This window comes from Antrihabitans stalagmiti (genome assembly GCF_016482825.1).
Lineage (GTDB): Bacteria > Actinomycetota > Actinomycetes > Mycobacteriales > Mycobacteriaceae > Antrihabitans > Antrihabitans stalagmiti.
Map to the genome: position 1 here is coordinate 287,956 of NZ_JAEMNV010000006.1, position 22,889 is coordinate 310,844.

Genomic DNA, 22,889 nt, shown 5'->3' on the forward strand with positions numbered 1-22,889 from the left:
GTGACCGATTTCGAAACCATCCTGCTCGAGCGCAAAGGCCGCGTCGGCGTCATCACGCTCAACCGGCCGAAGGCGCTCAACGCTCTCAACTCGCAGGTTCTGAAGGATGTCGTCGCGGCGCTCGACGAATTGGAAGGCGACGCCGAAGTCGGAGCGATCCTGCTGACCGGTTCCGAGCGCGCGTTCGCTGCCGGCGCCGACATCAAGGAGATGGCGCCGCAGACCTACATCGACATGTACGGCACCGACTTCTTCGCAGGTTGGGATCGGCTGGCCAATGCTCGTAAGCCAACCATTGCCGCAGTGGCCGGGTACGCACTCGGTGGTGGGTGTGAGGTCGCGATGATGTGCGACATCCTCATCGCCGCCGACAACGCGAAATTCGGTCAGCCCGAGATCACGCTCGGTGTGATCCCGGGAATCGGTGGCTCGCAGCGTCTTACCCGTGCAGTCGGCAAGGCAAAGGCGATGGACCTCATCCTCACCGGTCGCAACATGGATGCCGAAGAGGCCGAGCGGGCTGGTTTGGTGTCGCGCATCGTGCCTGCCGACCAACTCCTCGACGAGGCGCTGAAGGCGGCAGAGAAGATCGCGTCGATGTCGCTTCCCGTCGCGATGATTGCGAAGGAAGCGGTCAATCGGTCCTACGAAACCACCCTCGGTGAGGGTCTTCGCTTCGAGCGCAGGGTGTTTCATTCGCTGTTCGCCCTCGACGACCAAAAAGAGGGTATGGCTGCCTTCGTAGAGAAGCGCAAGCCGAACTTCACACACAAATAGGCGGCTACGCCGCTCGTGAGTCCTTTTGGTGGGCAGGCCCTCCGAAAGGACTCACGAGCCGCGGAGCGGCCGCTATTCGAACGGATCCGTCGGAACGCCGGCAACTTCCATCGGTGCCGGCGCCGGGAGTTGTTCTGCGCTGCCGGAATCTTGCTTCGTCAGCATCACGCCCGTGATCGTCGCGACCAGCACCACTGCGACGGCGAAGGCGGACAACAGCTTTCGCTTCGACGCTGCCTTCGCCTCCGGTGCGGCGGCACCGATCGCCCGCGCAACGCGCACGACTCGAGTGGGTCGGTCGCCGGCGAGGACGACCGCTCCGCGCGCCGACACCTCTTCCGGTTCGCTCTCGACGATCACAGGTATGTTCAGAGTAAATTCGAGGCGGTCGGCGATCAAGGGGTTGTTGGTACAACCACCAAGCAGCACAACGGCTTCGGGGGTTTCGCCGGTCTCCTCGATCAGATGTCTGATGAACGATGCCGAATGCTGCACACCGGCCATCTGCAACTGCGCAAGATCGCTGCGCGTCAACACCGTTCGTTGCGATGACGTCGGATCCTCCACCGTGACAATACGTTCGGCGCTGAGCGTCTCCTTGTAGCGTCGGCTGGTCGGTAGGTCGACGTCGACTCCCGCACTCACCAGTTTTCGATGCACCTGCGCGTCGTACTCGTCGCCACCGAGCACAGTGCTGCGTCGGGTGCGCAGAGCTGTCCCCGACGCGCAGTCCGCGAGGGTGAGGGTCAGCCCCGAGCTACCGAGGTCGTAGAGGACGACCGTGCCGAACTTGGGGAGTCGCCCGGTGAATCGCAGGTAGCGAAGTTGGGCAGCGGACTCCTTGACCAGCACGGTCGGTGTGCGATCGGAGCGGAGAGCCGCTCGAATGGCGTCGGCCTGAATCTCGCTGCGGTGCGTTATCGCGACCGCCGCGATCAGCTCGCCACGTTCCAAAGCGGCCGCGCGCATGGCGTCGATCGCGACGGCAACGGCTTCGCCGACATCCGCGCCTGGACGGCGGGCAACGACACACTGATCGATCGGGCGTTGGTGCGGCTGGTCGGCGTGCGACAGGATTGCGCGGGCACCACTCGCCCCCGCAGATACGCCAAGCACCACGACCATGGCCCTATCTTGACGCTTCCGTGCTCAGAATCCAAGACAAGAGTTGATCTTGATAATTCGCAGGTGGTCGTCAGGACCATTTCGTCGAATTGGGCCCAGCGTCGAAATCGCCCGCTGTCTGCCGAAGTTCGGCAAGTATGCGGACAAGAGAATCCAGCTTTTCGTTGTCGAGCCCCGGGCGCGCGAATACCCGCTCGTTGAGCGCTTCGGTCGCCTCCAGCGCCAACTTCCTTCCAGCGTCGGTGATTTCGATCAACGTCGCGCGGCGATCACTCGGGTGCGGGACGCGATTGACAAGGTTCGCCGACTCCAACCGGTCGACGGCATTGGTGACGCTCGTCGGGTGGACCTGCAACCGTGCACTCGCCTTGGCCATCGGCAACGCCCCGGATCGACTGAAGCTCAACAGGGTCAGCAGTTCGTAGCGTGCGAACGTGAGACCCGTCGGCTTGAGGACCTCGTCGACCCTGGCCATCATGATCTGTTGCGCGCGCATCACCGACGTGACAGCTGCCATGCCGTCTGCGACCTCTCCCCACCCGTGCTCGGTCCACTGTCTGTGGGCCTCCTCGATCGGATCGAGCGGAAGGCGCTGCGGTGGGGGCATGGTTCGATCATCGCATGCGCAAGGAAAGGGGCCCCGAAAAATCGGGCACGCCTTGGTCGCAGCATGCGCTCCTGCACAGCGTGTTCTTTCTTATGGGGTCGGATCTGTTTCTGCTCCCGCCGCTGCTGCCTGCCATCGCGGCCACCTACGACACGAGCATCGCGTCGACCGCCTGGGTCGTCACGTCGTTCGGATTGTCCTACGCGGCGGTGAGTCCCTTGTTCGGAGCGCTCACCGCGCATCGGCCGAAGCGTCAGGTGATTCTGCTCGGTGTCGCGGTGATGACGGTCGGCGTGCTTGTGTGCGCTGCGGCGCCGAGCCTCGCAGTGCTGCTCGTGGGTCGAGTTATCGGCGGACTTGGTGGCGCACTGGTGGGTCCGGCGATCTGGGCCTACCTGGCCGAGACATCGGCACCGCACGAACGAGGACGAGGTATCGCCCGCGGTGCCGCTGCCTACGCGGGTGGGCAGATCGCGGGCGTCCCACTCGGAACGTTGCTCGCCGCTGGGACGAGTTGGCGTTGGGCCTTCGCCGTGCTCGCGCTCGGGTTGATCGCATCGGGGTCGTTGATTGCGCTGCGTCTGCGACCGACGCCGGCTACGGCTCGACGCGAACCCGGTCTGAAAGCGGCACTGCGCTTTTCGGCAGGCCTGTGGCGCCAGCCGATCTTCCGATTGATCCTCACCGCGAACTCCGCCGCGCAAGCCGCGAGGCTCGGCACCTACGCCTACGCCGGAGCCATCTTCGCGGGCCAATTCGGCTTCGGGACAGGGCTTCTCGGGCTCATCGGCGCCGTCGTGGGGATCGGGTCGTTTCTGGGTTCGCTCGTTGCCGGCCCGATCGTCGACTGGTGGGCGCGGCTTCGGCGTCCCGCCCCGTTGCTCGGTATCGGGTGGGCCCTACTCCTCGCAATTGGCTTGGCCGTTGCAACGACAGCGCCTATGTGGTGGCTCTGCATGGCCGGGTTTGCGATGTCGGCCTTCGCGGGCGCGGGATTCTTCAGCACAAGCCAGGTCTTCCTCACGACCGTCACCGCGGAGCGACGGGGTCCGGCGGTGGCGTGGAACAACTCTGCGATGTACCTCGGTACCGCCATCGGCACGACCGTCCTCGGCGCCTTCGCTCTCGACAGCGCAGCGTTCGGCGTCGTGTCCGCGTCGTTCGGCCTCCTTGCTGCAGCGGTCAGCGTGTGGATCGTGGTGCGCCTGCAACGAGGTGGATTGGAATCAGCATGATCGCAATGCTGTTGCGGCCGTTGGCGGGACGGCATAGTTCGTAGTCGACGCGGGTGTGGCTGAGAGGCAAGGCACCGGCCTGCAAAGCCGTTTACACGGGTTCGAATCCCGTCACTCGCTCCAAGCATCGCCGCACGTCCGACCTGGCGGACCACGCGTAGGCTTCCAGTGACCTGTTGTCGCTCAGTGGATTCCGAAAGGTGCAGATGCAAGGCAAGATAAATCTGCGCGTACTCGCTCAGATAGCCCTTGGTGCTGCGCTTTCCGGCGCAGGCATCGGACACCTGACCGTGCTACGGGAGGAGTTCCAGGCGCAGGTGCCGACGTGGTTCCCGCTCGACGCGGACTTCGTCGTTCTCGCGTCGGGTGTCGTCGAGATCTGCCTGGGTGTGGCGCTGCTCGTGACGTGGCGCCAACCCGCTCGGGCAGCCGTCGGAGCAGCAACCGCAGCGTTCTTCGTGGTGATCTTCCCCGGCAACATCGCGCAGTTCGTTGAACACAGAGATGCATTCGGGCTCGAGTCCGACCTTGCGCGCGGAGTCCGGCTGCTGTTTCAGCCCGTCCTAGTTGCATGGGCGGTACTCGCCACCGATGCCTGGAGTGTTGTGAGGCAACGTGTGAGAGGAAAGTCAGCTACCAGCTAGCCATCATCCTATCTGGTTAGGCTAACCTAATCGGCATGACTATCCGACGGACCCTTGTGGCTTCCTCGATCGCTGCGATTGTGGCGTTGACCCTGACCGCCTGCAGCAACGACGGTGGCGACGGCTCGGACAAGGCTGCCGCTACGACGAGCGTGAGTGCGACGACGACACAGGCGCCGCAATCGTCGACGCAACCGCCGTCGAGCGAGACCACCCCTCCGCCGCCCGTCACCACGACGACGGAACCGACCACGACGACCACCGCGCCGACGACGACAACTGTCGCGCCGACGACCGTGACCGAAGAAGCGATCGTTGTGCCTGCGGTCCCGTCCGACGGCGAATTGCAAGGGAAACTGCAAGCCGCACTGAACGGTTCGGCGAACGAGTTGGAGTCCGGCGATCCGGGTTCGATCACCATCGTTCGCGATCGCATTGCGCTGATCCCGGGCTACACGTGGTCGGTCAGCGGCGGAAGTGTCTCGGGTGACGTGTTGTCGGCAAATCTGCAGAGCTGCCTTGGTCAGTGCTTCCCGATACCGGTCACCTGGAAGAACATCGACGGCACCTGGAAGTTGTCGCGCGAAAGCCAGGACACACTCGTCTCCTATGCAAACCTCACCGGCGACTACTGACCCACGACGAACGGGCTCTCAGCGCTCACTTTTCGGCGAAATCGCAGCACTGACAGCCCGTTCGCGAGGGTATGTCAGCGTTCAAACCCGGCGATTTCGCCGCCGCGTCCCGCCGCGGAATGCGTCCTTGACCTTTTCGGCTGCTTGTTTCAGGCTGGCGCCCGACCGCTTGCGACGCCCTCGCGCCCGCATGCTGGAATCCCCGGTGGCCTTGCCGACCTCTTCTTGGACTCGACCCGAGACTTCGTCGACCTTGTTACGAAACTTGTCTGTTCCACTCATGCTGGGCTCCACCGAATTCGACGGGAGTATCTCTCCCTGGAGGGTGACTACCCGCCGACTCAGTCCCTCTAACGCTCATCCGGGCGAGGCATTGGACCCGCCGAGCAGCACATCTTTCTGCTCGACCATCAGGATGCGAATCGCCTGCACAACCGCCGCGACCTCCGGCCTGCGCAGAGTCTCGGAGCGCACCACAAGCCAGTAGCTCAGCTGAACGGCGACCTCGTTCGGCAGTACGCGGACCAGGTCGTTGTGGCGGTCGGCCATGAAGCAGGGGAGTAGCCCGATGCCCGCGGCAGCGCGTGTTGCTTCCACGTGCACGAAGACGTTGGTCGACGTCACCGAACGCCGCATCGACGGCGCGAAACTCGGCGCGAGGTCGAGTTCGTCGACCTGCAGCATCGAGTCGATGAAATAGACGAGTGCGTGCCGGTCGAGGTCTTCGATCGACGTCGGCTTCGGATTCGCGCGCAGGTACTCGGGCGCCGCATACAGCCCGAGTCGATAGTCGCCGAGCAGATGCGCTTCCGCGCGATGCACCTGCGGTTCGCCGACAACGATCTCCAGGTCGAGGCCGGACCGTTGCTGTGATGCGCGCCTGGTGGTCGCGACGACCTCGACCGTCACCTTCGGATGTGTGCGCTGCACCCGCGCAGCAGCGGGCGCAGCGATGTAGGCGCTGAAGCCGTCGGTCGCCGATATTCGGACGACACCTTCGAGTTCGTTTGCCGCACCACTCGATACGAGCACCCGCACCGCCGACTCGACATCTTCGGCGGCCGCGACCGCCTCGCGGCCGAGGGTCGTCAGCTCCCATCCGCCCGCACTGCGGGCGAGAACTCGGTCGCCGAGAATCCGTTCCAGTGCCGCGATGCGTCGTGCGACGGTGGTGTGGTTGATGCCGAGGGACTCGGCGGCCGCGCTGAACTTGCCGGACCGGCCGACAGCGAGGAGTACAAGCAAGTCGTCCGCGCTCGGATATCGCTCAGCAGCCACTTCTGCATTTTTGCAGATGCGTCGTGCGAGTTTGGGCATTGTTGTCGTGATTATGCGCATCGATACTCGGGAACACCCAAGTGTGCGACAGGCCACATCTGCGCACGATGGCGAGCACCGTCACAGAGGAGAACAACGATGTCAGTCGATGCGCCCGTCCGCGGGGACGGCAAGAACAACCCGGATACGCCGAAAGGCCTGAAAAAGGTCGTCGCGGCGTCGATGGCGGGCACCGTCGTCGAATGGTACGAATTTTTCCTCTACGGCACGGCAGCAACGCTGGTCTTCAGCAAGGTGTTCTTCTCCGAAGACACCAGCGAGCTCGACGCCATTCTCGCCGCGTTCGTCACCTACGCGGTCGGTTTCGCGGCACGGCCGATCGGCGGAATCGTCTTCGGTCACTTCGGCGACAAATACGGCCGCAAGAAGCTCCTCCAGCTCAGCCTGATCTTGGTCGGCAGCGCAACGTTCCTGATGGGCTGCCTGCCGACGTTCAACCAGATCGGGTACTGGGCGCCGGCGCTGCTTGTGACGCTGCGCTTCATCCAGGGCTTCGCAGTCGGTGGTGAGTGGGGAGGTGCGGTACTACTCGTTGCCGAGCACAGTCCGAACAAGAGCAGAGGATTCTGGGCGAGCTGGCCGCAAGCCGGTGTTCCCGCAGGCAACCTGTTGGCGACCCTCGTTCTCCTTGCCCTGACGTCCACTCTGTCGGACGAAGACTTCCTCAGCTGGGGTTGGCGCATCGCATTCTGGCTGTCCGCAGTGATCGTGTTCGTCGGCTACTACATCCGCACCAAGGTCACCGACGCGCCGATCTTCGTCGAGGCACAGCAGCAGGCGGCGCAGATCAAGGCAGCTTCCTACGGCGTTGTCGAGGTCATCAAGCGGTACCCGCGTGGTGTCTTCACCGCGATGGGTCTGCGATTCGGTGAGAACGTCATGTACTACCTCGTCGTGACGTTCACCATCACCTACCTCAAGGTCGAAGTCGGAACGGACACCAAGACGATTCTGTGGTGGATGCTCGCCGCACACGCCGTGCACTTTGCGGTGATTCCGCTGGTTGGACGATTGTCGGATCGCGTCGGACGACGACCGGTGTATCTGGCGGGCGCACTGACCGCGGGCACCTGGGGATTCTTCGCCTTCCCGATGATGAACAGCGGCCACAACTTCGTCATCATGCTCGCGATCATCATCGGACTTGTGTTCCACGCGTTTATGTACGCGACGCAGCCGGCGATCATGGCCGAGATGTTTCCGACGCGGATGCGGTACTCCGGAGTGTCGCTCGGCTATCAGGTCACCTCGATCGTCGCCGGATCGCTCGCCCCGATCATCGCCGTTCGTCTGCTGGACAAGTACAACTCGTCGGTCCCCATCGCGTGGTACCTCGCCGGTGCTGCGGCCATCACCGCGGTCGCCGTCGTGGTCTCGCGGGAAACGAAGGGTCTGTCGCTGGAGTCGCTCGACATCGCCGACGCAAAGGCGATCGCCAGCGAGCAGGAACTTGCGAAGGTCGGCCTGCGGTGACCGACCTCAGCGGCCGGACCGCCGTGGTCACCGGCGGGGCAAGCGGAATCGGCGCTGCGTGCGCACGAAGTCTTGCGGCCCGCGGCGCGTACGTCAGGGTCGCTGACGTCGACGAGATCGGTGCCAAGTCCGTCGCCGTCGACATCGGGGGAGAGGCGTGGCCGATCGACCTCTTCGACGTCGGCGCGCTGGAGGACCTCGACCTCGACACCGACATCCTCGTCAACAACGCGGGCATCCAAACCGTCTCTCCGATAGTCGATTTCGACCCGGCAGCGTTTCGCAAGATCATCACTCTCATGGTCGAAGCTCCGTTTCTGCTCGTGCGGGCCGCGTTGCCGCGGATGTACGAGCGGGGTTTCGGTCGGGTCGTGAACATCTCGTCGGTCCACGGTCTGCGAGCGTCGGAGAACAAGGTCGCCTACGTGACCGCGAAACATGCGCTGGAAGGACTGTCGAAGGTGACGGCCCTCGAAGGTGGCGCGCGTGGCGTGACGAGCAACTGCGTCAACCCGGGCTACGTGCGAACACCGCTCGTCGAGAACCAGATCGCCGATCAAGCTCGGATACACGGCATTTCGGAGGACGAGGTCGTCGAGCGGGTACTCCTGACCGACAGTGCGATCAAGCGCCTCGTCGAGCCGGACGAAGTGGCGTCGTTGGTCGGCTGGTTGGCCGGCGCAGACGCAGGCATGGTCACCGGCGCGTCGTACACGATGGACGGTGGCTGGTCAGCGCACTGATGCAGCAGGCGGCCGACCGTGACCAATTCGTTTGACTATCGCAACGTGTTCGGCTGCCTCGTCGAGGACGTAACGGTGCGAGATGCCAACTCGACAAGGTTAGGGTGTCACTCATTCGTGTACCGACAACCTGGGAGACCAATGCGCCGATCAGCCTGGCTCGCGACGAAGATCTCCGTCATCGCAGGAGCGCTCGTCGCGGCTCCGCTCGTTGCGGCGGGTCCGGCCGGGGCTGACCCCATCATTGCCAACGGTGACGTTTTCTCTCGCGTCACTGCACCCGACGGTACCTACATCAAATCCGTCGAGGTCGAGGATTCCCGCTCGCTGATCATCACCGTCCATGCGACGTCCATGAACAAGGACGTTCCGGTGCAGGTGCAACGTCCGCGCGACACCAGCCAGCCCCGCCCGGTTCTGTACCTGCTCAACGGTGCCGACGGTGGTGAAGGAACCGCGCAGTGGAAGCTCCGAACCGATGCGTTGAAGTTCCTCGAAGACAAGGACATCAACGTCGTCTCGCCCGTCGGTGGCGCGTGGAGCTACTACACGGACTGGAAGAACATCGATCCGGTGCTCGGAAACAACAAGTGGAAGACGTTCCTCACCAAGGAGCTCCCTCCGCTGATCGATGCCGCACTCGGAACCAGCGGCAAGAACGGCATCGCAGGACTGTCCACCTCGGGCACAACCGTCCTCAACCTGCCGATTGCGGCGCCGGGCCTGTACCAAAGCGCCGCGGCCTACAGCGGTTGCGCACAGACGAGCGATCCGGTCGGCCAGCGAGCAGTCGGCATCACCGTGTGGTGGGGTGGCGGCAAGGTCGAGAACATGTACGGCGCACCGGACGACCCGCTGTGGCGGGAGAACGATCCCTATCTGCGCGCGGCGGAACTGCGTGGTCTCAGCATGTACATCTCGACGGGTTCCGGCATCCCAGGGATCCACGACAATCTCGGTGACCCGCACTCGCTTCCCGGCGTCGAAGGACTTGCGAACCAGATCATCATCGGCGGTGCAATCGAGGCGGCGACCAACTTCTGCACGCACAATCTCATGAACCGCCTGAACGAACTGCAGATCCCCGCGCACTACAACTTCCGGTCGACCGGAACGCACTCGTGGGGCTACTGGGAAGACGATCTCAAGGATTCCTGGCCGGTGCTCGCCGGTCCGCTCGGTATTGCATAAACGCACGTCCGTACGAGGAGAAACACAAATGACGCCGGCGGAGCAGGAACGGTCCAAGAAGTTCGAAGAGCAGCGTGAGCAGGTTCGCGCGCGGCACCTGAAGCCCGCGGACCAGCGACCGCCGTCGTCGGCGCGCGGACTGCACCACACCGCGCTGATCAGCACCGACGTCGAAGCGACCGTTCGCTTCTATCAGGACATTCTCGAATTTCCGTTGACCGAGTTGATCGAGAACCGCGACTATCCAGGTTCGTCGCACTTCTTCTTCGACATCGGCAACAGCAACCTGCTGGCCTTCTTCGACTTCCCTGGACTCGATCAGGGGCCGTACCAAGAGGTCCTCGGCGGGTTGCATCACCTGGCGATCAGTGTCGAGCCGACACGGTGGGAACGACTTCGCGAGAAGCTGATTGCCGCCGATGTAGAACTCGCCGAACACAGCGGTGTGTCTCTGTACTTCCGAGATCCGGATGGTGCGCGGATCGAGTTGATCGCCGACCCACTCGGTGAGATGTACGGCAGCCACGTTCTGTAGACAACGACGAGATAGCAAAACAAGGCCGGATGGGACGACGCCATCCGGCCTTGTTTGTGTTCGGGGGGTGGGAAATCGACCACCCCATGGGCACTATCGCGTTGCCGTAAGCGCGAGAGACCCTTGGTACGACACATCCTGACCTGTTGGAAGGACCAGCCGTCATGCGTACCATTCGCGTCGGACACGCACTCACGTCGACTCTTCTGGCCGCCGCGGCGCTGATCCTTGCCGCAGGTCCCGCAGGCGCAGCGCCGACCAACGGTGGCGATCCAGCGTGGGTCGTCTCGAACTACCTCGACCACCGTCTGTACGGGACGGAGGTCGCCGACTATCCCTATGTCTGCGCGCAGGATCGCGAGTGGAGTCCGGCGGGGATCGTATTGCCGAACGGTGCGCCGTTCGCCGCCGAGCAGGACACCGTGCTCGACATCAGGTCCTACGACCCCGCGAGCATCCGCGTGTTCGAGGCGCGCAATCACGAGTACCGCGTCGTGACTGTGGCCGTCGCCGGTTACGAGCGCACGGAGACGCGCAACTTCATCCTCGGCCCGATCGGTGCGGGCTCGGATAACGAGGGTTACTGCATCGGCCAGCTGGACTAGCCGGAAACATCGACAGGACGCAGCGGATGTATCGCCGGCGCTGACGCGAGCAGCTCGCCGACCGCAGCGAACGCGGCCTTCATATGTGCAGATTCGGCATGCTCGGCGAGATCGGCTTGGCTACGCCACACCTCGACGACGACGAAGGTGCCTGGCGACGCCAGCGACTCGGACAGTTCGTAGGAGACGCAGCCTTCCTCGGCCCTGGTCGCGACGACAAGCGTCGACAAAGCGGAACGTACGGCCTCGACGCCATCGGGCTTGGCTTCGATGATCGCGACAACATTCAGATTGCTCAAGTTCGGTCACCTTTGGTGTGGGGATTCGTGGGGAGTGCTGACTTCGGTCTACCCCACTCTTGCACCACAAACGCAGAACGGCCCCGGAGAACGAATCTCCGGGACCGCTGCGTGGAATCGAATGTGCGGGTCAGGCGCCGAGTGCCGGTCCGATCGTGCTGAACCAAGCTTCGTGCAGGCGGTCCTGCCAGTAGTTCCACCAGTGCGTGCCTTCGGCCGTGATGCGGACGGTCGGGTTGACGCCGACTGCCCGGAGCGCGGGAACGAAGAGCTGGCTGCTCAGACCTGCTGCGGTTTCCAGCGGCACCATCTGTGCGAACTTCACCGCGTCGAACTTCGAGCTTGCGGGGTTGACGGTCGGATCGCTCGTCGGCGAACCGGCGCCGGAGGAGATGTAGACAGCCTTGCCGCGAAGCGCGCCGACGTTGAGCAGCGGGTCGTTGCGGAGCCAGCTGCCGGACGGCCACAGGCCCCACATGTTCAGCGGATTGCCGCCCATCTGGGCGACCGAAACCTGAATGCCCTGTGCGAAGCCGGGGCTGCTCGCTGTCGGGTAGCCGCTGAACGACGCCACAGCCTTGTATAGGTCGGGGCGATGGGTTGCGAGGTTCAATGCGGACGTGCCGCTCATCGACAATCCGGCGATTGCGTTGTTGACGCCGTCGCTGCCGTAGCTTGCAGCCATCACAGCGGGGAGTTCCTTCGTCAGGAACGTCTCCCACCGGACGACGCCGAGCTTCGGGTCGGGGCGCTCCCAGTCGGAGTAGAACGTGCCGCCGCCGCCGAACGGGATGACCACGTTGACGCGCTTGCCTGCGAAGAAGTTTTCGACGTCGGTGTTGATCAGCCAGCCGTTGTCGTTGTCCGGTGCGCGCAGACCGTCGAGCAGATACAGGGTCGGAGCGGGTCCGTCGCCTGCAGCCCGGAGGATCTTGACCGGAATGTCTTTGTTCATCGATGCAGAGTGCACATAGACGACCTGCGAGTCGGCTTGCGCGACGCCAGTGCTGGTGAAACTGACCAGGGATACCGCCGCCAAAATTGAGACGACCCCTGAAATAAGAGCGCGACGTATCGCCATCAATAGATTCCTTGCCTCAGTCCCCGATCGGATTGATCCCAGGCAGAGTAACAGGCTGGTCACAAATCAGCGACTCCACCGAGATCTTTCAACCTCTACTCGAGGGTGAGGTATCGGCGAATCGGAGACGTCCCACCGTCGGCGTGAAAAGCTTTGGAGGTGCAGATGATCCGCTGTATTCCGGTTCGACGAACAGCGCCGAAGGGGTCGAGACGAACATGACCGACAAGGTGTGAGTTGTCGTCGGCGACGACCATCCGCTGTTTCGCGACGGCGTGGTCCGCGCACTCGTGTCGAGCGGTCAGGTCGACGTCGTTGCCGAGGCCGACGACGGAATAGCCGCCTTCGCGTTGATCAAGGAACATGCACCGCAGGTCGCGCTGCTGGACTATCGAATGCCCGGACTCGACGGTGCCCAGGTTGCCGCCGCGGTGCGTCGCGACGAGTTGTCGACGAGGGTGCTGCTGCTGTCTGCGCACGACGAGTCGGCGATCGTCTACCACGCGCTGCAGGAGGGCGCGGCCGGGTTTCTACCCAAGGAATCGACGCGTGCCGAGATCGTCAACGCCGTACTCGACTGCGCCAACGGTCGTTCGGTGTTGTCACCTGCAATCGCAGCCGGCCTCGTCGGCGAAATCCAGCGGCGGACCGAACCCGCCGGACCGGCGTTGAGCAAACGGGAACGCGAAGTGCTCGGCATGATCGCCCGCGGCCACAGCATTCCAGCGATTGCTGGCGAACTGTTCCTCGCGCCGTCGACCGTGAAAACCCACGTGCAACGCCTGTACGAGAAGCTCGGCGTCGGGGATCGCGCGTCGGCTGTCGCGGAGGCGATGCGTCGCGGTCTGCTGGAGTGATGATGACCGGTCGTTCCCGCATCGATCGAATCGTCGAGTACCTCGCGACGGAATCGGTCCGAATCTCGGCGATTCTTCGGGTGCCGCTCATCGGCTTGATCGTCGCACTCGGACCCATCGCAGACGTCGATCCGTGGCTGCCTGCCGTCTACAGCGGTCTGCTCGGTTGTTACGCCGGCGCCGCGGTGGTCTGGTTGATCGTCGTATTGCGTGGACCGGTACGGCCGTGGGCCGGGTGGGTGTCGACGGGAATCGACGTGCTTGCCGTCCTCGCGCTGTGCCTGAGCTCCGGGGGCGCCACGTCGCTGTTGTTGCCGGTGTTCTTTCTGCTGCCGATATCCGTCGCATTTCAGAATCGCCCCGAGCTGACGGCCTTCCTCGGGATCGGTACCGCGGTCGGATATCTCTCGGTGTGGATCGTCTATTCGAAGCGTGACGACACGGTCGGGCTGCCGAACGTCGTCTACCTCTACTTCGGGTTCCTCCTGTGGCTCGCCGCCGCAACGACCGGTCTGTGTCTTGTGCTCGCACGACGTTCGACTCGGGTAGCCGCCCTACTCGACGTGCGTCGACGGTTGGTGTCGGAGTCGGTGCAGGCGGACGAGCGACACAACCGGGAGTTGGCCGAGCACCTGCACGACGGTCCGCTGCAGAACCTCCTCGCAGCGCGACTCGACCTCGAAGAGGTACGTGAGCGTAGTCCCGATCCTGCGCTCGACGCTGTCGATGCGGCGATACAGGAGACCGCAAAACAGTTGCGGTCCACGGTCACTGCGTTGCATCCGCAGGTGCTTGCGCAACTCGGGTTGACCGCTGCGACAAGAGAACTCGTTCGGCAGTACGCCGAACGGGTGGACTTCGAGATCGTCGCCGAGTTGGCCGAGGTCGGTCGCCCGGAATCCCAGTCGCTGCTCTACCGTGCCGTCCGCGAGTTGCTGGCGAACGCGCACAAACATGCGCGAGCAACGCTGGTCGAAGTGCGACTCGCCGCAACGCCCGACGCGATCACACTCACCGTCACCGACGACGGGACGGGGTTCGATACCTCGACGCTCGACAGGTGCGTTGCCGACGGGCACATCGGGTTGGCGTCACTGCTGGTTCGTATCGACGCAATGGGCGGCGACGTCGACCTGGACTCCGACATCGGCCGTGGCACAACGATTTCCATAATCATGCCGACCGACGCCACCGACCTCTGACCGACGAGAACCCGTCACAGTCGATTCGTAGCCTCGGCAAGCGCACGTTCGAGAGTGCTCAGTGAGCGGACCGCACCCCGAACCGGCCCTGCTGCTTTGGTCGAACTTCGGAGAACGTCCAAGATCGTTGTCTCCGTAACTTTCTCCGGCGTCTCCACCGGTTCACCCGCGACAACTTTGCGAACGGTCTCGACAGTTCCGCGGACGTACGCGGCAGCGTCGCGTAGCGCGGCCGAGGTCACCTCCGACGGCGCGGTGTCGCTGTCGGCGCGCGAGGCATTGACGCCGGATCGAGCAAGTGCGTGCACGGACCTGTTGCTGACCTGCAGGACTCGGACCAACCGTTTCGCGCCGCGTCGGCTGCGTGACGTCGGACCCAGAGCCAGCGGCTTGCCTGCGGTGAGGACTTCCTTCAGCGCGTTGTCGAGTTTTCTTGTCTCCGCTACGAGTTCGGTATCGCCGCCCGGCGCGACGACGGACGCGATACCTGCGTCGATGACGTCCTCCATACGGTCGAGATAGGTGTCGACCTTCTCGACGAGGGTCGATCGCGTTCCCGTCGCGAAGATGAAATACGCCGCTGCAATGCCGACCGCTCCACCTGCCGCCGTCTCCGCTATTCGTAGTTCCAGGACGCTGATGCTGAAGTCGCCGAGCAGCCCGTAGAGCATCGCCAACATGACAGTGACGAAGAACGTGAGCAACGCATAGGCGACCGTCACGAGGTAGAACGCACAGAAGATGCAGACGAGCAGAACAACGATCTGCACCACGGCGTTGTTGCCGACAAGTGCCGCCAGGAGCACACCTGCGAGCACGCCGAGAATGGTGCCGACGATGCGATGCCCTGCGCGCGTGAGTATTTCGCCGCGCGTCGACGCGCCGGTGAAGACGAGGAACGCTGTCAGCACTGCCCAGTACCACCGGTCCGGCGAGATCAATTCGCCGAGAACGGTTGCCGCGGTTGTCGCGACGGCCACCTGGATCGCTGCTTTCGTACTCGGGTCGAGGCCCGGATCTTTCTCCTCGTGCTCGTCGTCGGGAGGCTTCGGTGGCGGATCGGCGATGCTGTCCGGCTGTAACGCGTTGGTGGTGATGTGATGAATAGCGATGTGCGCCTGCAGCGCTCGCTGGGCGACGATCGTCGCGATACCCGCGGTGGTCGACGGGTCCGCCTTGTCCGCCGCCGCGGCAGCCAGTTTGCGTGCCGCTCGTAGTTGGTCGTTGGAAGGGTTGCGCTGCAGAACGGATCCAAGTGCGGTTGTCGCATTGCCGAGACCCGCAGGCCACGCCTTGTCCGGATCGAGTGCCCACAGCGCGCTGACGAGTTGCTCCGTCGCGATCTGTGCGTCGAAGACTCGAAATGCCAAGTCCTCGTTGGTGACGCTCAGCAGTTGGGCTGCGTCGTGCCTATCGAGCCAGTCGTCGATCTGCAGTGCGGTCTCGCCCAATCGGTCCAGCCTGCGGCGCAGCGTGTCCATGTCGCGAGCACTGCGATCCGATGCCACCTCGAGGACCGAGATGGACGCGGCGCGCAGCGCTTGCGCGAGCCGGCGAACCTCCACTTTCGGTCGGTCGGGAAGGACGATGGTCCGGACGAACAATGTCGCAAGAAGCCCGATTCCGATGGCGAGGGCGAGTATCGGTACCTGCTCGGGCGATGCCTCGAGGAACAGGGCGAAGAAGTAGGAGATGAACGCGACCATCCCGAGCGCATTGCCGCGAGGGCCGTAGCGTCGGACCCACACGGCCGCGAACAGCACGACGATGAAACCGACATCTGCAAACGGACCGAGATCCGACAGCAAAGCCGCCGTCAGTACCGCACCTGTCGCGGGAAAGAACAACAGCAACGTGGTGACGACGCGGCTGTGCTGGTCCCGATCCTTGACCGCCGCGGACGACTGCATCGCGACGACGGTCCCGAGCATGGCAACGGTGATCGGCTGATCGACGAGATGGGTGAAGGTCAGCAGTGTGGCCATTGCAATGACGACCGACAGCGTCGTCGCGGTTGCACTCCGCAGTCGTACACGACCCGGGTCGGACACGACGAGAAAGCGCACCGCACCGGCCAACGTCGTATGAGCCACTCGTCGATTGTCGTGCACGCGACCCGCCCGGGGCGATCGGTCCTACGGTTTCGTCACGAAACCTTCCGAGACGAGCCAGTCGCGTGCGACGTCGGCGGGTTCGGTGCCGTCGACATCAACCTTGCGATTGAGTTCGGTCATCACCTCGTCGGTAAGTCGCGCAGAGATCGGCGTCATCACGTCGGCGACCTGCGGATGGGCTTCGGCGAAGTCTTTCTTCATCACCAACGCTGGGTTGTACTTGGGAAAGAACTGCCGATCATCCTCCAGCAGAACAAGATCCAGCGCGATGATGCGACCGTCCGTGGTGAACACCTCGCCGAACTTGCACTGGGTACCGTCTGCGGTCGCCTGGTAGATGATCCCGGTCTGCAGGATCTGCCGCTTGGCGCGGTTTGCATCGAACTCGTACTTCGCGGCCATACCGGGAAAGCCGTCCTGCCGGACGTTGAACTCGGTCTCGACGCAGGTCGTCGCCGCATCCGGGTCGCTGCTGATCAGCTTCGCGTAATCCGAGAGGGTCTTCACGCCGGTCTGCTCCGCGGTCTGCCGGTTCATGGCGATGGCGTAGGTGTTGTTCATCGGCGCGGGCACCGCCCAGACCATTCCGTTGGCAGCCAAGTCCGCATCCCGAACGGCCTCGAACTGAGCCTGGGAACCCGGGACGGGTGTCTCGTTGCCGAGATAGTTGATCCAACCCGTACCCGTGTATTCGTAGGTCAGGTCGATCTGCCCGTTGAGTTGCGCGTCGCGTGTGCTGTTGGAGCCCTGAATGTTCGTCAGGTCGCGGACGTCGGCCCCTGCTGCGGCCAAAGCGAATTCGATGATGTAGCCGAGTGTGATCTGTTCGGTGAAGTCCTTCGATCCGACGGTGATTTTCACACCCTCGAGTTCTGGAACCGGTTGGATGCTCCCCGGCCCGACCTCGAGTGGCAGGGCACCGCCGGATTGCAGTCCGCAGGAAGCGACGAAGGCAAGTCCTGCAGTTACCGCGACGGCCGCGAGGCGTCGACGGAGACGGCGATCGTGCGTCCGGCGCATCAGCGAAGTCCCTTCGGTCCGAGGAACTGTTCGGCGAGCGCGCCGACCCAATCGATGAGCAGCGCAAGGGAAACCGCGAGCACCGCGCCGACGACGAGGGTCACGTTGTCACGGAGTTTGTAGCCGGTGTCGATCAGAATTCCGAGACCGCCCGCGCTGACGAGAAAACAGAGCGTCGCGGTGCCGACCGCAAGCACGAGCGAAGTGCGCAGGCCGGCAAGAATGTATGGCACAGCCATCGGAAACTCGACGCGCCGCAGCACCGTCATCGGCGACATGCCTTGGCCGCGGCCGGCATCGATCAGGGTCCGATCGACCTCCTGGTAGCCGAGAATCGTATTGCGCAGCACCGGAAGCAACGAGTAGAACGCGATGGGGAGCACGCCGATCCAGAACCCCGTCGTCCGCGTCGCCAGATAGAACAGCACCAGCAATCCGATCGCAGGCGCTGCCGCACCGACGTTCGCGATACCGACGAAAAACGGTGCCAGCCGTGTGTAGCCGGGTCGGGTCAACAACGTGCCGAGTGGCACCGCGATGACGACGACGATCAGGACGACCGCGATCGTGATCAATATGTGCTGCCACGTCAGCGTTGCGATATTCGAGAGGCTGATGCTGCCCTGCTGAGTGGCGGTGAGATCGCGACTGAATGCCCAGAGCAGAACCCCGGCAACCAGAATCGCCACCAGCAGTGGTTGGGCCAGCAGACGAATACGGTCCGCACGTTTCGCGGCCGACCTCTCTTTGCCGCTCAGGTCGGGCGCGGTCTCCATATCCGGCGGCGAGGCTGCGTTGTCGTCGTCGACGGTACGAGTCGGTGCACTCATGACGGTGCGTCGCTGTCTTTGGTGTCACTGTCTTCGGCGTCGTGGTCGTGTGCATGTTCTGCCCGCATCGACGACAGATGCCCGACGAGGGTGTCGATCGTGATCAGTCCCGCGTATTCGCCACGCCGTCCCGTCACGCAGGTCGATGCTGTGCTTTCGGCGAGCAGGGCCTCCAAGGCGTCCTGCAGGGTCGACTGGGTCGAGACCATCTCGCCGACGTTCTGGCCGACGCCGCGCAGTGTCGTCGCGTGCGCGAGGTGCGCGGGGGATACCCAGCGCAGTGGCCGGTTACGGGAGTCGAGGACCAAAGCCCATTGGCGCTTACGGCTTTCGAGAAGTCGGCGCAACTCGTCGACGGAATCGTCTTCGGTCACCGTTGGGCACTGCAGTAGTTCGACGTCGCGCACCCGAGTGAGGGTCAGCTGCTTCAGCGAAGCATCAGCGCCGACGAACCCAGCGACCATGTCGTTGGCCGGATTGGCGAGGATCGCCTCGGGGGTGTCGTACTGCATGATGCTGGATTGGTTGCCCAGCACCGCAATTCGGTCGCCGAGCTTGACTGCTTCGTTGAAATCATGGGTGACGAAGACGATCGTCTTCCCGAGTTCGGTTTGCAGGCGCATCAACTCGTCCTGCAGTAGTCCTCGGGTAATGGGGTCGACCGCGCCGAAAGGCTCGTCCATCAACAGCACCGGCGGATCGGCGGCGAGCGCCCGTGCGACGCCGACCCGTTGCTGCTGGCCGCCGGAGAGTTGACGCGGGTAGCGGTCGCGGTAGGTACCGGGATCGAGTCCGACCAGGTCCAGCATCTCGTCGACGCGTGAGGTGATGCGCTTCTTGTCCCATTTGATCAGGCCGGGCACTGTCGCAACGTTTTTCGCGATCGTCATGTGTGGGAACAATCCGGCCTGCTGGATCGAGTAGCCGATGCCGCGACGCAACTCGTCGGGGTCGATCGACAAAGCGTCCTTGCCGTCGATGGTGATCTTCCCCGACGAAGGTTCGATGAGGCGGTTGATCATGCGCATCGTTGTCGTCTTGCCGCAGCCCGAAGGGCCGACGAAGACAACGGTTTCGCCCGCGGGCACCGTCAGTGAGACGTCGTCGACTGCGGCGTCCTTCTGCCCTGCATAGCGCTTTGTCACGGACTCGAGCACTATCTCGACCCCGGAGACAGTCGATTTCGTTGTGGCTGAGTCAGTCACGGATACCCCTAGATGTTGTGAAGCGGCCGACGAGGACGTAGATCCCGTCGAGAATCAACGCAAGAACGACGATGAGGACGGTGCCGACCAGTGCCTGCGGCACGGCATTCGGGCTACCGACGCGGGACAGTCCGGAGAAGATCAGGTTGCCGAGGCCCGGGCCTTTCGCGTACGCGGCGATGGCCAGAATGCCCATGATCATCTGGGTGCTCACCCGCATACCCGTGAGAATGGACGGCCACGCCAACGGCAGTTCGATCCGCGTCAAAACTCCGACGCGGTTCATTCCCACGCCACGCGCCGCGTCGGTCACGGCGGGGTTCACAGACGCAAGGCCGATGATCGTGTTTCGAATGATCGGCAGCAGCGCGTACAGGACGAGCGCGGTGATCGTGGGCGCCACGCCAAGTCCCAGAAACGGGATCAGGAGGCCGAGCAGCGCGAAGGACGGAATGGTGAGGATCGTGCTGGCCACCGCGGTCGCAACGGCCGACCCGATAGGGCTTCGGTACACGAGAATCCCGATTGCGACCGCAATGATCGTCGCGATGACGACCGATTGGACGACCGCAGAAACATGTAGATAGGAATCGGTCAACAGTTGCTGACGCCGATTCACGACAAAATTCCAGAGGGCATCCATAGGGGCGGCGTATACCCATGCGCAAGACGGCGTAAACCTGAGGGCGCTACGCGCCTCGTGAGTCCTTCCGGAGGGCCCGACCTCCGAAAAGACTCACGAGGACCGAAGCACCTCTAATCCGATCGACGCGCAACCGGACTCGAGGCCGCGCAGGCCGAAGGCTTCGACCGGACCGAGTGCGCCGCGCTCCTGCACCACTCCACCGGCCATCTGTTCGGCACCCCAGGCCAGCGCCTCGGCCGTGAACCCGTAGACGCTCGGACCTTCGAGCGTGACGCGTGCCAGCTCGGTGCCGTCGGTTGCGAACGCGTGTGCAGTTATCAAGCAACCGGAGTTCGCGTTGTGCTCGTCGCTCGGTCCGCCGCCGGATCCCTGCAACGTCGCAATCACTGCTTTGCGGGCGATCCCACGCGCGCCGGGCAGACGCAGTAGCTCCTGCACGACACGTCCGCCTGCCCACACCGCGATGGTGGCTGCGCCGGCGACACCTATTCCGACCCGCACGTCGAGCAGATTCGGGTAGACGCGGGGGAGCGAAAAGTGTTCTGTCGCAGACACCGACAGCGACGACGGCGTGCGCTTCCGGTCGGCAGGGTGATGCAGCAGATCGTGCCCGACGGTTTCGTCTCGTAGCTCGCCGTCACGCCACACGAAGCCAGGCTCGAGGGCTGCCTGCGCGGCGGAGGTGAGTGTGCCACGGCTGACGCTGTTGCCACCGCGCGTGAAGTATCCGACGACGACGGAGGTCGCTTCCGGGCCTGCTTCTTCCAAAGCAAGTGCGCCAGCCAGGTTTCCGGGAACGTAGTCGTAGCCGAATGCGGTGAGCATCGCAATGTCCGCTGACTGCGCAGGCCCGTCCCAGTGCTCGAAAACCCTACGGATGAACGCAGGCTCGCCCGTCGAATCGAGGTAGTGCGCACCGGCATCGATTGCAGCCTCGACAGCCGGTGCGCCCCAACGATGGAACGGGCCGACCGTCGTCACCAGGACGTCGCCGCGACCGATCAGAGCGCGAATGGAACTCGGATCGCCGACGTCGGCGACCGCGGTTTGCAGTCCGCCGAGTTCGTCGGCGAGTTCGCTCAGTGTTTCCGCGTTACGACCCGCGAGCACCGGTGTCACCCCACGGCCGACAAGGGCTGCCGCCGTGAGTCTTCCGGTATATCCGGTCGCTCCGAACAGGACGATTCGAGAGTCGGTCATGTGTTCCTCCGCGTGCTCCGGGCCGCGTTGCCCGCGCCATCAACCGTAGCGGCGACAGTGCGGCTCACGTTACGTGGCCCGGATCACGTCAGCTGATCGGTCGCGGGTCACCACCGCGCAGCGGCAGCGAAAACTCCTTTCGGATCGACCCGTTCGCGGATCTCGCGCAACCGTGTGTACTTCTCGACGCCCCACGCGGAGTGCACACGGTGGACGGGTTCCCCCGTCACTGCACCGGCAAAGTTCATCAGCGCACCACCCGTGCCCCACGGCGCCATGGCGGAGAGGATCGAATCGAGCGCTCCTACAACAGCATCGGCGATCGGCGGCACGTTCATGCCGAGAGTGAAAATGGCGAATGCCGCGGTCCGGCCCGCCACCGCGTTCGGAGTCTCTGCATCCCGAGCGAGAGCACCACCCATCGCACGAATTTCGGCCATGATGATCGGAAGTTCGGCGTCAGGACCAACTGTCGCGAAAAACGTGTCGATTGCCTCGACCGGAAGTTCGGCCAACAACATCCCACGCTCGGATACCGGCATCGGATCGGTCGGGTCGGCATGGATCGCGCCGAGGTCGGCGTAGTGGATATCGCTGACGGTGTCGAGCAGCGGCGTCGCGAGTGCTCGAATCGCTCCGATGATCGAGGTGTACTCGTCGCGGCGGTCAGCCGTCGCGTATCGGACATGCAGCACCGTTCGGCCGCGCAGCACCTCCGGAAGGTCAGGCAGCGGCGGAAGATTCAGCACCGCGACCGACGTACTCACCGACTCCGGAATCATGTGGACCCACTCGCGCCAGCCACGCAGAACCCGCGGCGCGTCGACGATGTCGAAGAACAACCCACCAGCATGCAGCGTCGTGAGAGGAAACAGGCGGAACGTCATCTCGGTGACGATGCCGAACGCTGCGCCGCCGCCGCGGATTGCCCAGAACAGATCCGGATCGGTCGATTCGTCGACCCTACTGATGCTGCCGTCCGCCGAAACAACCTCGAGTTCGACGACATGATCTGCAGCAAAACCGTAGGTCCGGGCGATCGGGCCCATCCCGCCCCCGAGGGTGTAGCCGACGACGCCTGCATCAGGCGCCGAACCGCACAAACCGCCGAGGCCGAACGGCGACGTCGCATCCAGAACCTTCTGCCAGCGAACACCGGCACCCACCGTTGCCGTTCGCGCCGCGACGTCGATCGACAGCTTCGACAACCGGCTCGTGTTGATCAAAATTGCGTCCGACTTCGCGGCGATCGCGCCGTGTCCCGTCGCCTGCACCGCGACGGTCAAACCCGACGCAGCAGCCACCCGCACAGTAGCTGCAACATCTGCTGCGTCTGCAGCGACGACAACCGCCGCCGGACGATGCTCCGTCGCTACATTGAAAGTCGCACTAGCGATGTCGTAACCGCCGGTGCCGGGAGCATGGACCTCACCTGCAACGACCTGCCGCAAACGTTCGACGACAGTGTGAGGGCGCAGCGCCTGCGGATCGTCGATATGAGTAGACATACATTTCCTTTTGTGCCAG

At 63.7% G+C, this 22,889-nt stretch carries 23 protein-coding genes, 1 tRNA gene and 1 pseudogene; 12 read left to right on the top strand and 13 right to left on the bottom strand.

Annotation, left to right across the window (positions count from 1 at the left end):
- Nucleotides 1–777 carry an enoyl-CoA hydratase gene (locus JGU71_RS19755; RefSeq protein WP_199705990.1) on the top strand — a complete coding sequence of 259 codons (777 nt, stop codon included), beginning with the start codon at nt 1–3 and terminating at the stop codon, nt 775–777.
- 72 nt (nt 778–849) lie between these two features.
- Here the strand turns inward: JGU71_RS19755 and JGU71_RS19760 are convergent, their stop codons facing one another.
- Nucleotides 850–1,902, bottom strand: a complete 1,053-nt coding sequence (locus JGU71_RS19760) for an Hsp70 family protein (protein WP_199705991.1) — start codon at nt 1,900–1,902, stop codon at nt 850–852.
- 70 nt (nt 1,903–1,972) lie between these two features.
- Entirely contained in the window at nt 1,973–2,509 is a 537-nt protein-coding gene (locus JGU71_RS19765; RefSeq protein ID WP_199705992.1) for a MarR family winged helix-turn-helix transcriptional regulator, read from the bottom strand.
- Nucleotides 2,510–2,523: 14 nt separating this feature from the next.
- On the opposite strand from JGU71_RS19765, the gene JGU71_RS19770 reads away from it, so the two are divergent.
- The 4 genes from JGU71_RS19770 (at nt 2,524) to JGU71_RS19785 (ending at nt 5,023) form a co-directional block, all read left to right on the top strand.
- A complete protein-coding gene (locus tag JGU71_RS19770) occupies nt 2,524–3,744 on the top strand; it encodes an MFS transporter (protein ID WP_199705993.1) in 1,221 nt (406 codons plus the stop codon).
- Nucleotides 3,745–3,793: 49 nt separating this feature from the next.
- A tRNA-Cys gene (locus tag JGU71_RS19775) sits at nt 3,794–3,867 on the top strand.
- Nucleotides 3,868–3,950: 83 nt separating this feature from the next.
- Nucleotides 3,951–4,388 (top strand): DoxX family protein, encoded by a 438-nt coding sequence (locus tag JGU71_RS19780; protein ID WP_199705994.1) that lies wholly within the window; start codon nt 3,951–3,953, stop codon nt 4,386–4,388.
- Between the two features lie 35 nt (nt 4,389–4,423).
- Nucleotides 4,424–5,023 carry an MTB12 C-terminal domain-containing protein gene (locus JGU71_RS19785; RefSeq protein ID WP_199705995.1) on the top strand — a complete coding sequence of 200 codons (600 nt, stop codon included), beginning with the start codon at nt 4,424–4,426 and terminating at the stop codon, nt 5,021–5,023.
- Nucleotides 5,024–5,104: 81 nt separating this feature from the next.
- On the opposite strand, the gene JGU71_RS19790 is transcribed toward JGU71_RS19785, so the two are convergent.
- Both JGU71_RS19790 and JGU71_RS19795 read right to left on the bottom strand, forming a co-directional pair.
- The gene (locus JGU71_RS19790; RefSeq protein WP_199705996.1) at nt 5,105–5,305 is read right to left on the bottom strand and encodes a CsbD family protein; all 201 of its coding nucleotides are present in this window, start codon (nt 5,303–5,305) and stop codon (nt 5,105–5,107) included.
- Between the two features lie 75 nt (nt 5,306–5,380).
- Nucleotides 5,381–6,340 (bottom strand): LysR family transcriptional regulator, encoded by a 960-nt coding sequence (locus JGU71_RS19795; RefSeq protein WP_233529768.1) that lies wholly within the window; start codon nt 6,338–6,340, stop codon nt 5,381–5,383.
- A gap of 99 nt (nt 6,341–6,439) precedes the next feature.
- Between JGU71_RS19795 and JGU71_RS19800 the strand changes: the two genes are divergently transcribed.
- The 5 genes from JGU71_RS19800 to JGU71_RS19820 all read left to right on the top strand — a co-directional run bounded on the left by JGU71_RS19800 (nt 6,440) and on the right by JGU71_RS19820 (nt 10,908).
- Nucleotides 6,440–7,834: an MFS transporter gene (locus tag JGU71_RS19800; RefSeq protein ID WP_199705998.1), complete on the top strand. Its 1,395-nt coding sequence runs from the start codon at nt 6,440–6,442 to the stop codon at nt 7,832–7,834.
- The gene (locus JGU71_RS19805) at nt 7,831–8,577 is read left to right on the top strand and encodes an SDR family oxidoreductase (protein ID WP_199705999.1); all 747 of its coding nucleotides are present in this window, start codon (nt 7,831–7,833) and stop codon (nt 8,575–8,577) included. Before JGU71_RS19800 ends, JGU71_RS19805 begins: the two co-directional genes overlap by 4 nt.
- Nucleotides 8,578–8,718: 141 nt before the next feature.
- Nucleotides 8,719–9,768 carry an alpha/beta hydrolase gene (locus JGU71_RS19810; protein WP_199706000.1) on the top strand — a complete coding sequence of 350 codons (1,050 nt, stop codon included), beginning with the start codon at nt 8,719–8,721 and terminating at the stop codon, nt 9,766–9,768.
- 28 nt (nt 9,769–9,796) lie between these two features.
- Nucleotides 9,797–10,303 carry a VOC family protein gene (locus tag JGU71_RS19815; RefSeq protein WP_199706001.1) on the top strand — a complete coding sequence of 169 codons (507 nt, stop codon included), beginning with the start codon at nt 9,797–9,799 and terminating at the stop codon, nt 10,301–10,303.
- Between the two features lie 164 nt (nt 10,304–10,467).
- On the top strand, nt 10,468–10,908 hold the full coding sequence (locus JGU71_RS19820) for a hypothetical protein (RefSeq protein ID WP_199706002.1): 441 nt from the start codon (nt 10,468–10,470) through the stop codon (nt 10,906–10,908).
- Here the strand turns inward: JGU71_RS19820 and JGU71_RS19825 are convergent.
- Together JGU71_RS19825 and JGU71_RS19830 are read right to left on the bottom strand one after the other, a co-directional pair.
- A complete protein-coding gene (locus tag JGU71_RS19825; RefSeq protein ID WP_199706003.1) occupies nt 10,905–11,207 on the bottom strand; it encodes a putative quinol monooxygenase in 303 nt (100 codons plus the stop codon). The genes JGU71_RS19820 and JGU71_RS19825 overlap by 4 nt on opposite strands.
- Before the next feature lie 130 nt (nt 11,208–11,337).
- Complete coding sequence (locus JGU71_RS19830) at nt 11,338–12,288, bottom strand: alpha/beta hydrolase (RefSeq protein ID WP_199706004.1); 951 nt, start codon at nt 12,286–12,288, stop codon at nt 11,338–11,340.
- 236 nt (nt 12,289–12,524) lie between these two features.
- Between JGU71_RS19830 and JGU71_RS19835 the strand changes: the two are divergent.
- Nucleotides 12,525–13,145 (top strand): annotated as a pseudogene (locus JGU71_RS19835) (response regulator); the annotation flags it as partial.
- A 2-nt stretch (nt 13,146–13,147) separates the two neighbouring features.
- Nucleotides 13,148–14,347, top strand: coding sequence for a sensor histidine kinase (locus JGU71_RS19840; protein WP_372433205.1), 1,200 nt, complete (start codon nt 13,148–13,150; stop codon nt 14,345–14,347).
- 14 nt (nt 14,348–14,361) lie between these two features.
- On the opposite strand, the gene JGU71_RS19845 is transcribed toward JGU71_RS19840, so the two are convergent.
- The 7 genes from JGU71_RS19845 to JGU71_RS19875 all read right to left on the bottom strand — a co-directional run bounded on the left by JGU71_RS19845 (nt 14,362) and on the right by JGU71_RS19875 (nt 22,870).
- Nucleotides 14,362–16,440, bottom strand: coding sequence for an FUSC family protein (locus tag JGU71_RS19845; RefSeq protein ID WP_307829730.1), 2,079 nt, complete (start codon nt 16,438–16,440; stop codon nt 14,362–14,364).
- A gap of 42 nt (nt 16,441–16,482) precedes the next feature.
- On the bottom strand, nt 16,483–17,481 hold the full coding sequence (locus tag JGU71_RS19850) for a glycine betaine ABC transporter substrate-binding protein (RefSeq protein WP_199706006.1): 999 nt from the start codon (nt 17,479–17,481) through the stop codon (nt 16,483–16,485).
- Nucleotides 17,481–18,257, bottom strand: a complete 777-nt coding sequence (locus tag JGU71_RS19855) for an ABC transporter permease (RefSeq protein WP_199706100.1) — start codon at nt 18,255–18,257, stop codon at nt 17,481–17,483. The genes JGU71_RS19850 and JGU71_RS19855 overlap by 1 nt, the downstream gene beginning before the upstream one ends.
- A gap of 50 nt (nt 18,258–18,307) precedes the next feature.
- On the bottom strand, nt 18,308–19,516 hold the full coding sequence (locus tag JGU71_RS19860; RefSeq protein WP_199706007.1) for an ABC transporter ATP-binding protein: 1,209 nt from the start codon (nt 19,514–19,516) through the stop codon (nt 18,308–18,310).
- Entirely contained in the window at nt 19,509–20,159 is a 651-nt protein-coding gene (locus JGU71_RS19865) for an ABC transporter permease (protein WP_199706008.1), read from the bottom strand. Before JGU71_RS19865 ends, JGU71_RS19860 begins: the two co-directional genes overlap by 8 nt.
- A 93-nt stretch (nt 20,160–20,252) precedes the next feature.
- Nucleotides 20,253–21,362 carry a saccharopine dehydrogenase family protein gene (locus tag JGU71_RS19870; RefSeq protein ID WP_199706009.1) on the bottom strand — a complete coding sequence of 370 codons (1,110 nt, stop codon included), beginning with the start codon at nt 21,360–21,362 and terminating at the stop codon, nt 20,253–20,255.
- A gap of 107 nt (nt 21,363–21,469) precedes the next feature.
- Nucleotides 21,470–22,870 carry an FAD-binding oxidoreductase gene (locus JGU71_RS19875; protein WP_199706010.1) on the bottom strand — a complete coding sequence of 467 codons (1,401 nt, stop codon included), beginning with the start codon at nt 22,868–22,870 and terminating at the stop codon, nt 21,470–21,472.
- Between the last annotated feature and the right edge of the window lie 19 nt (nt 22,871–22,889).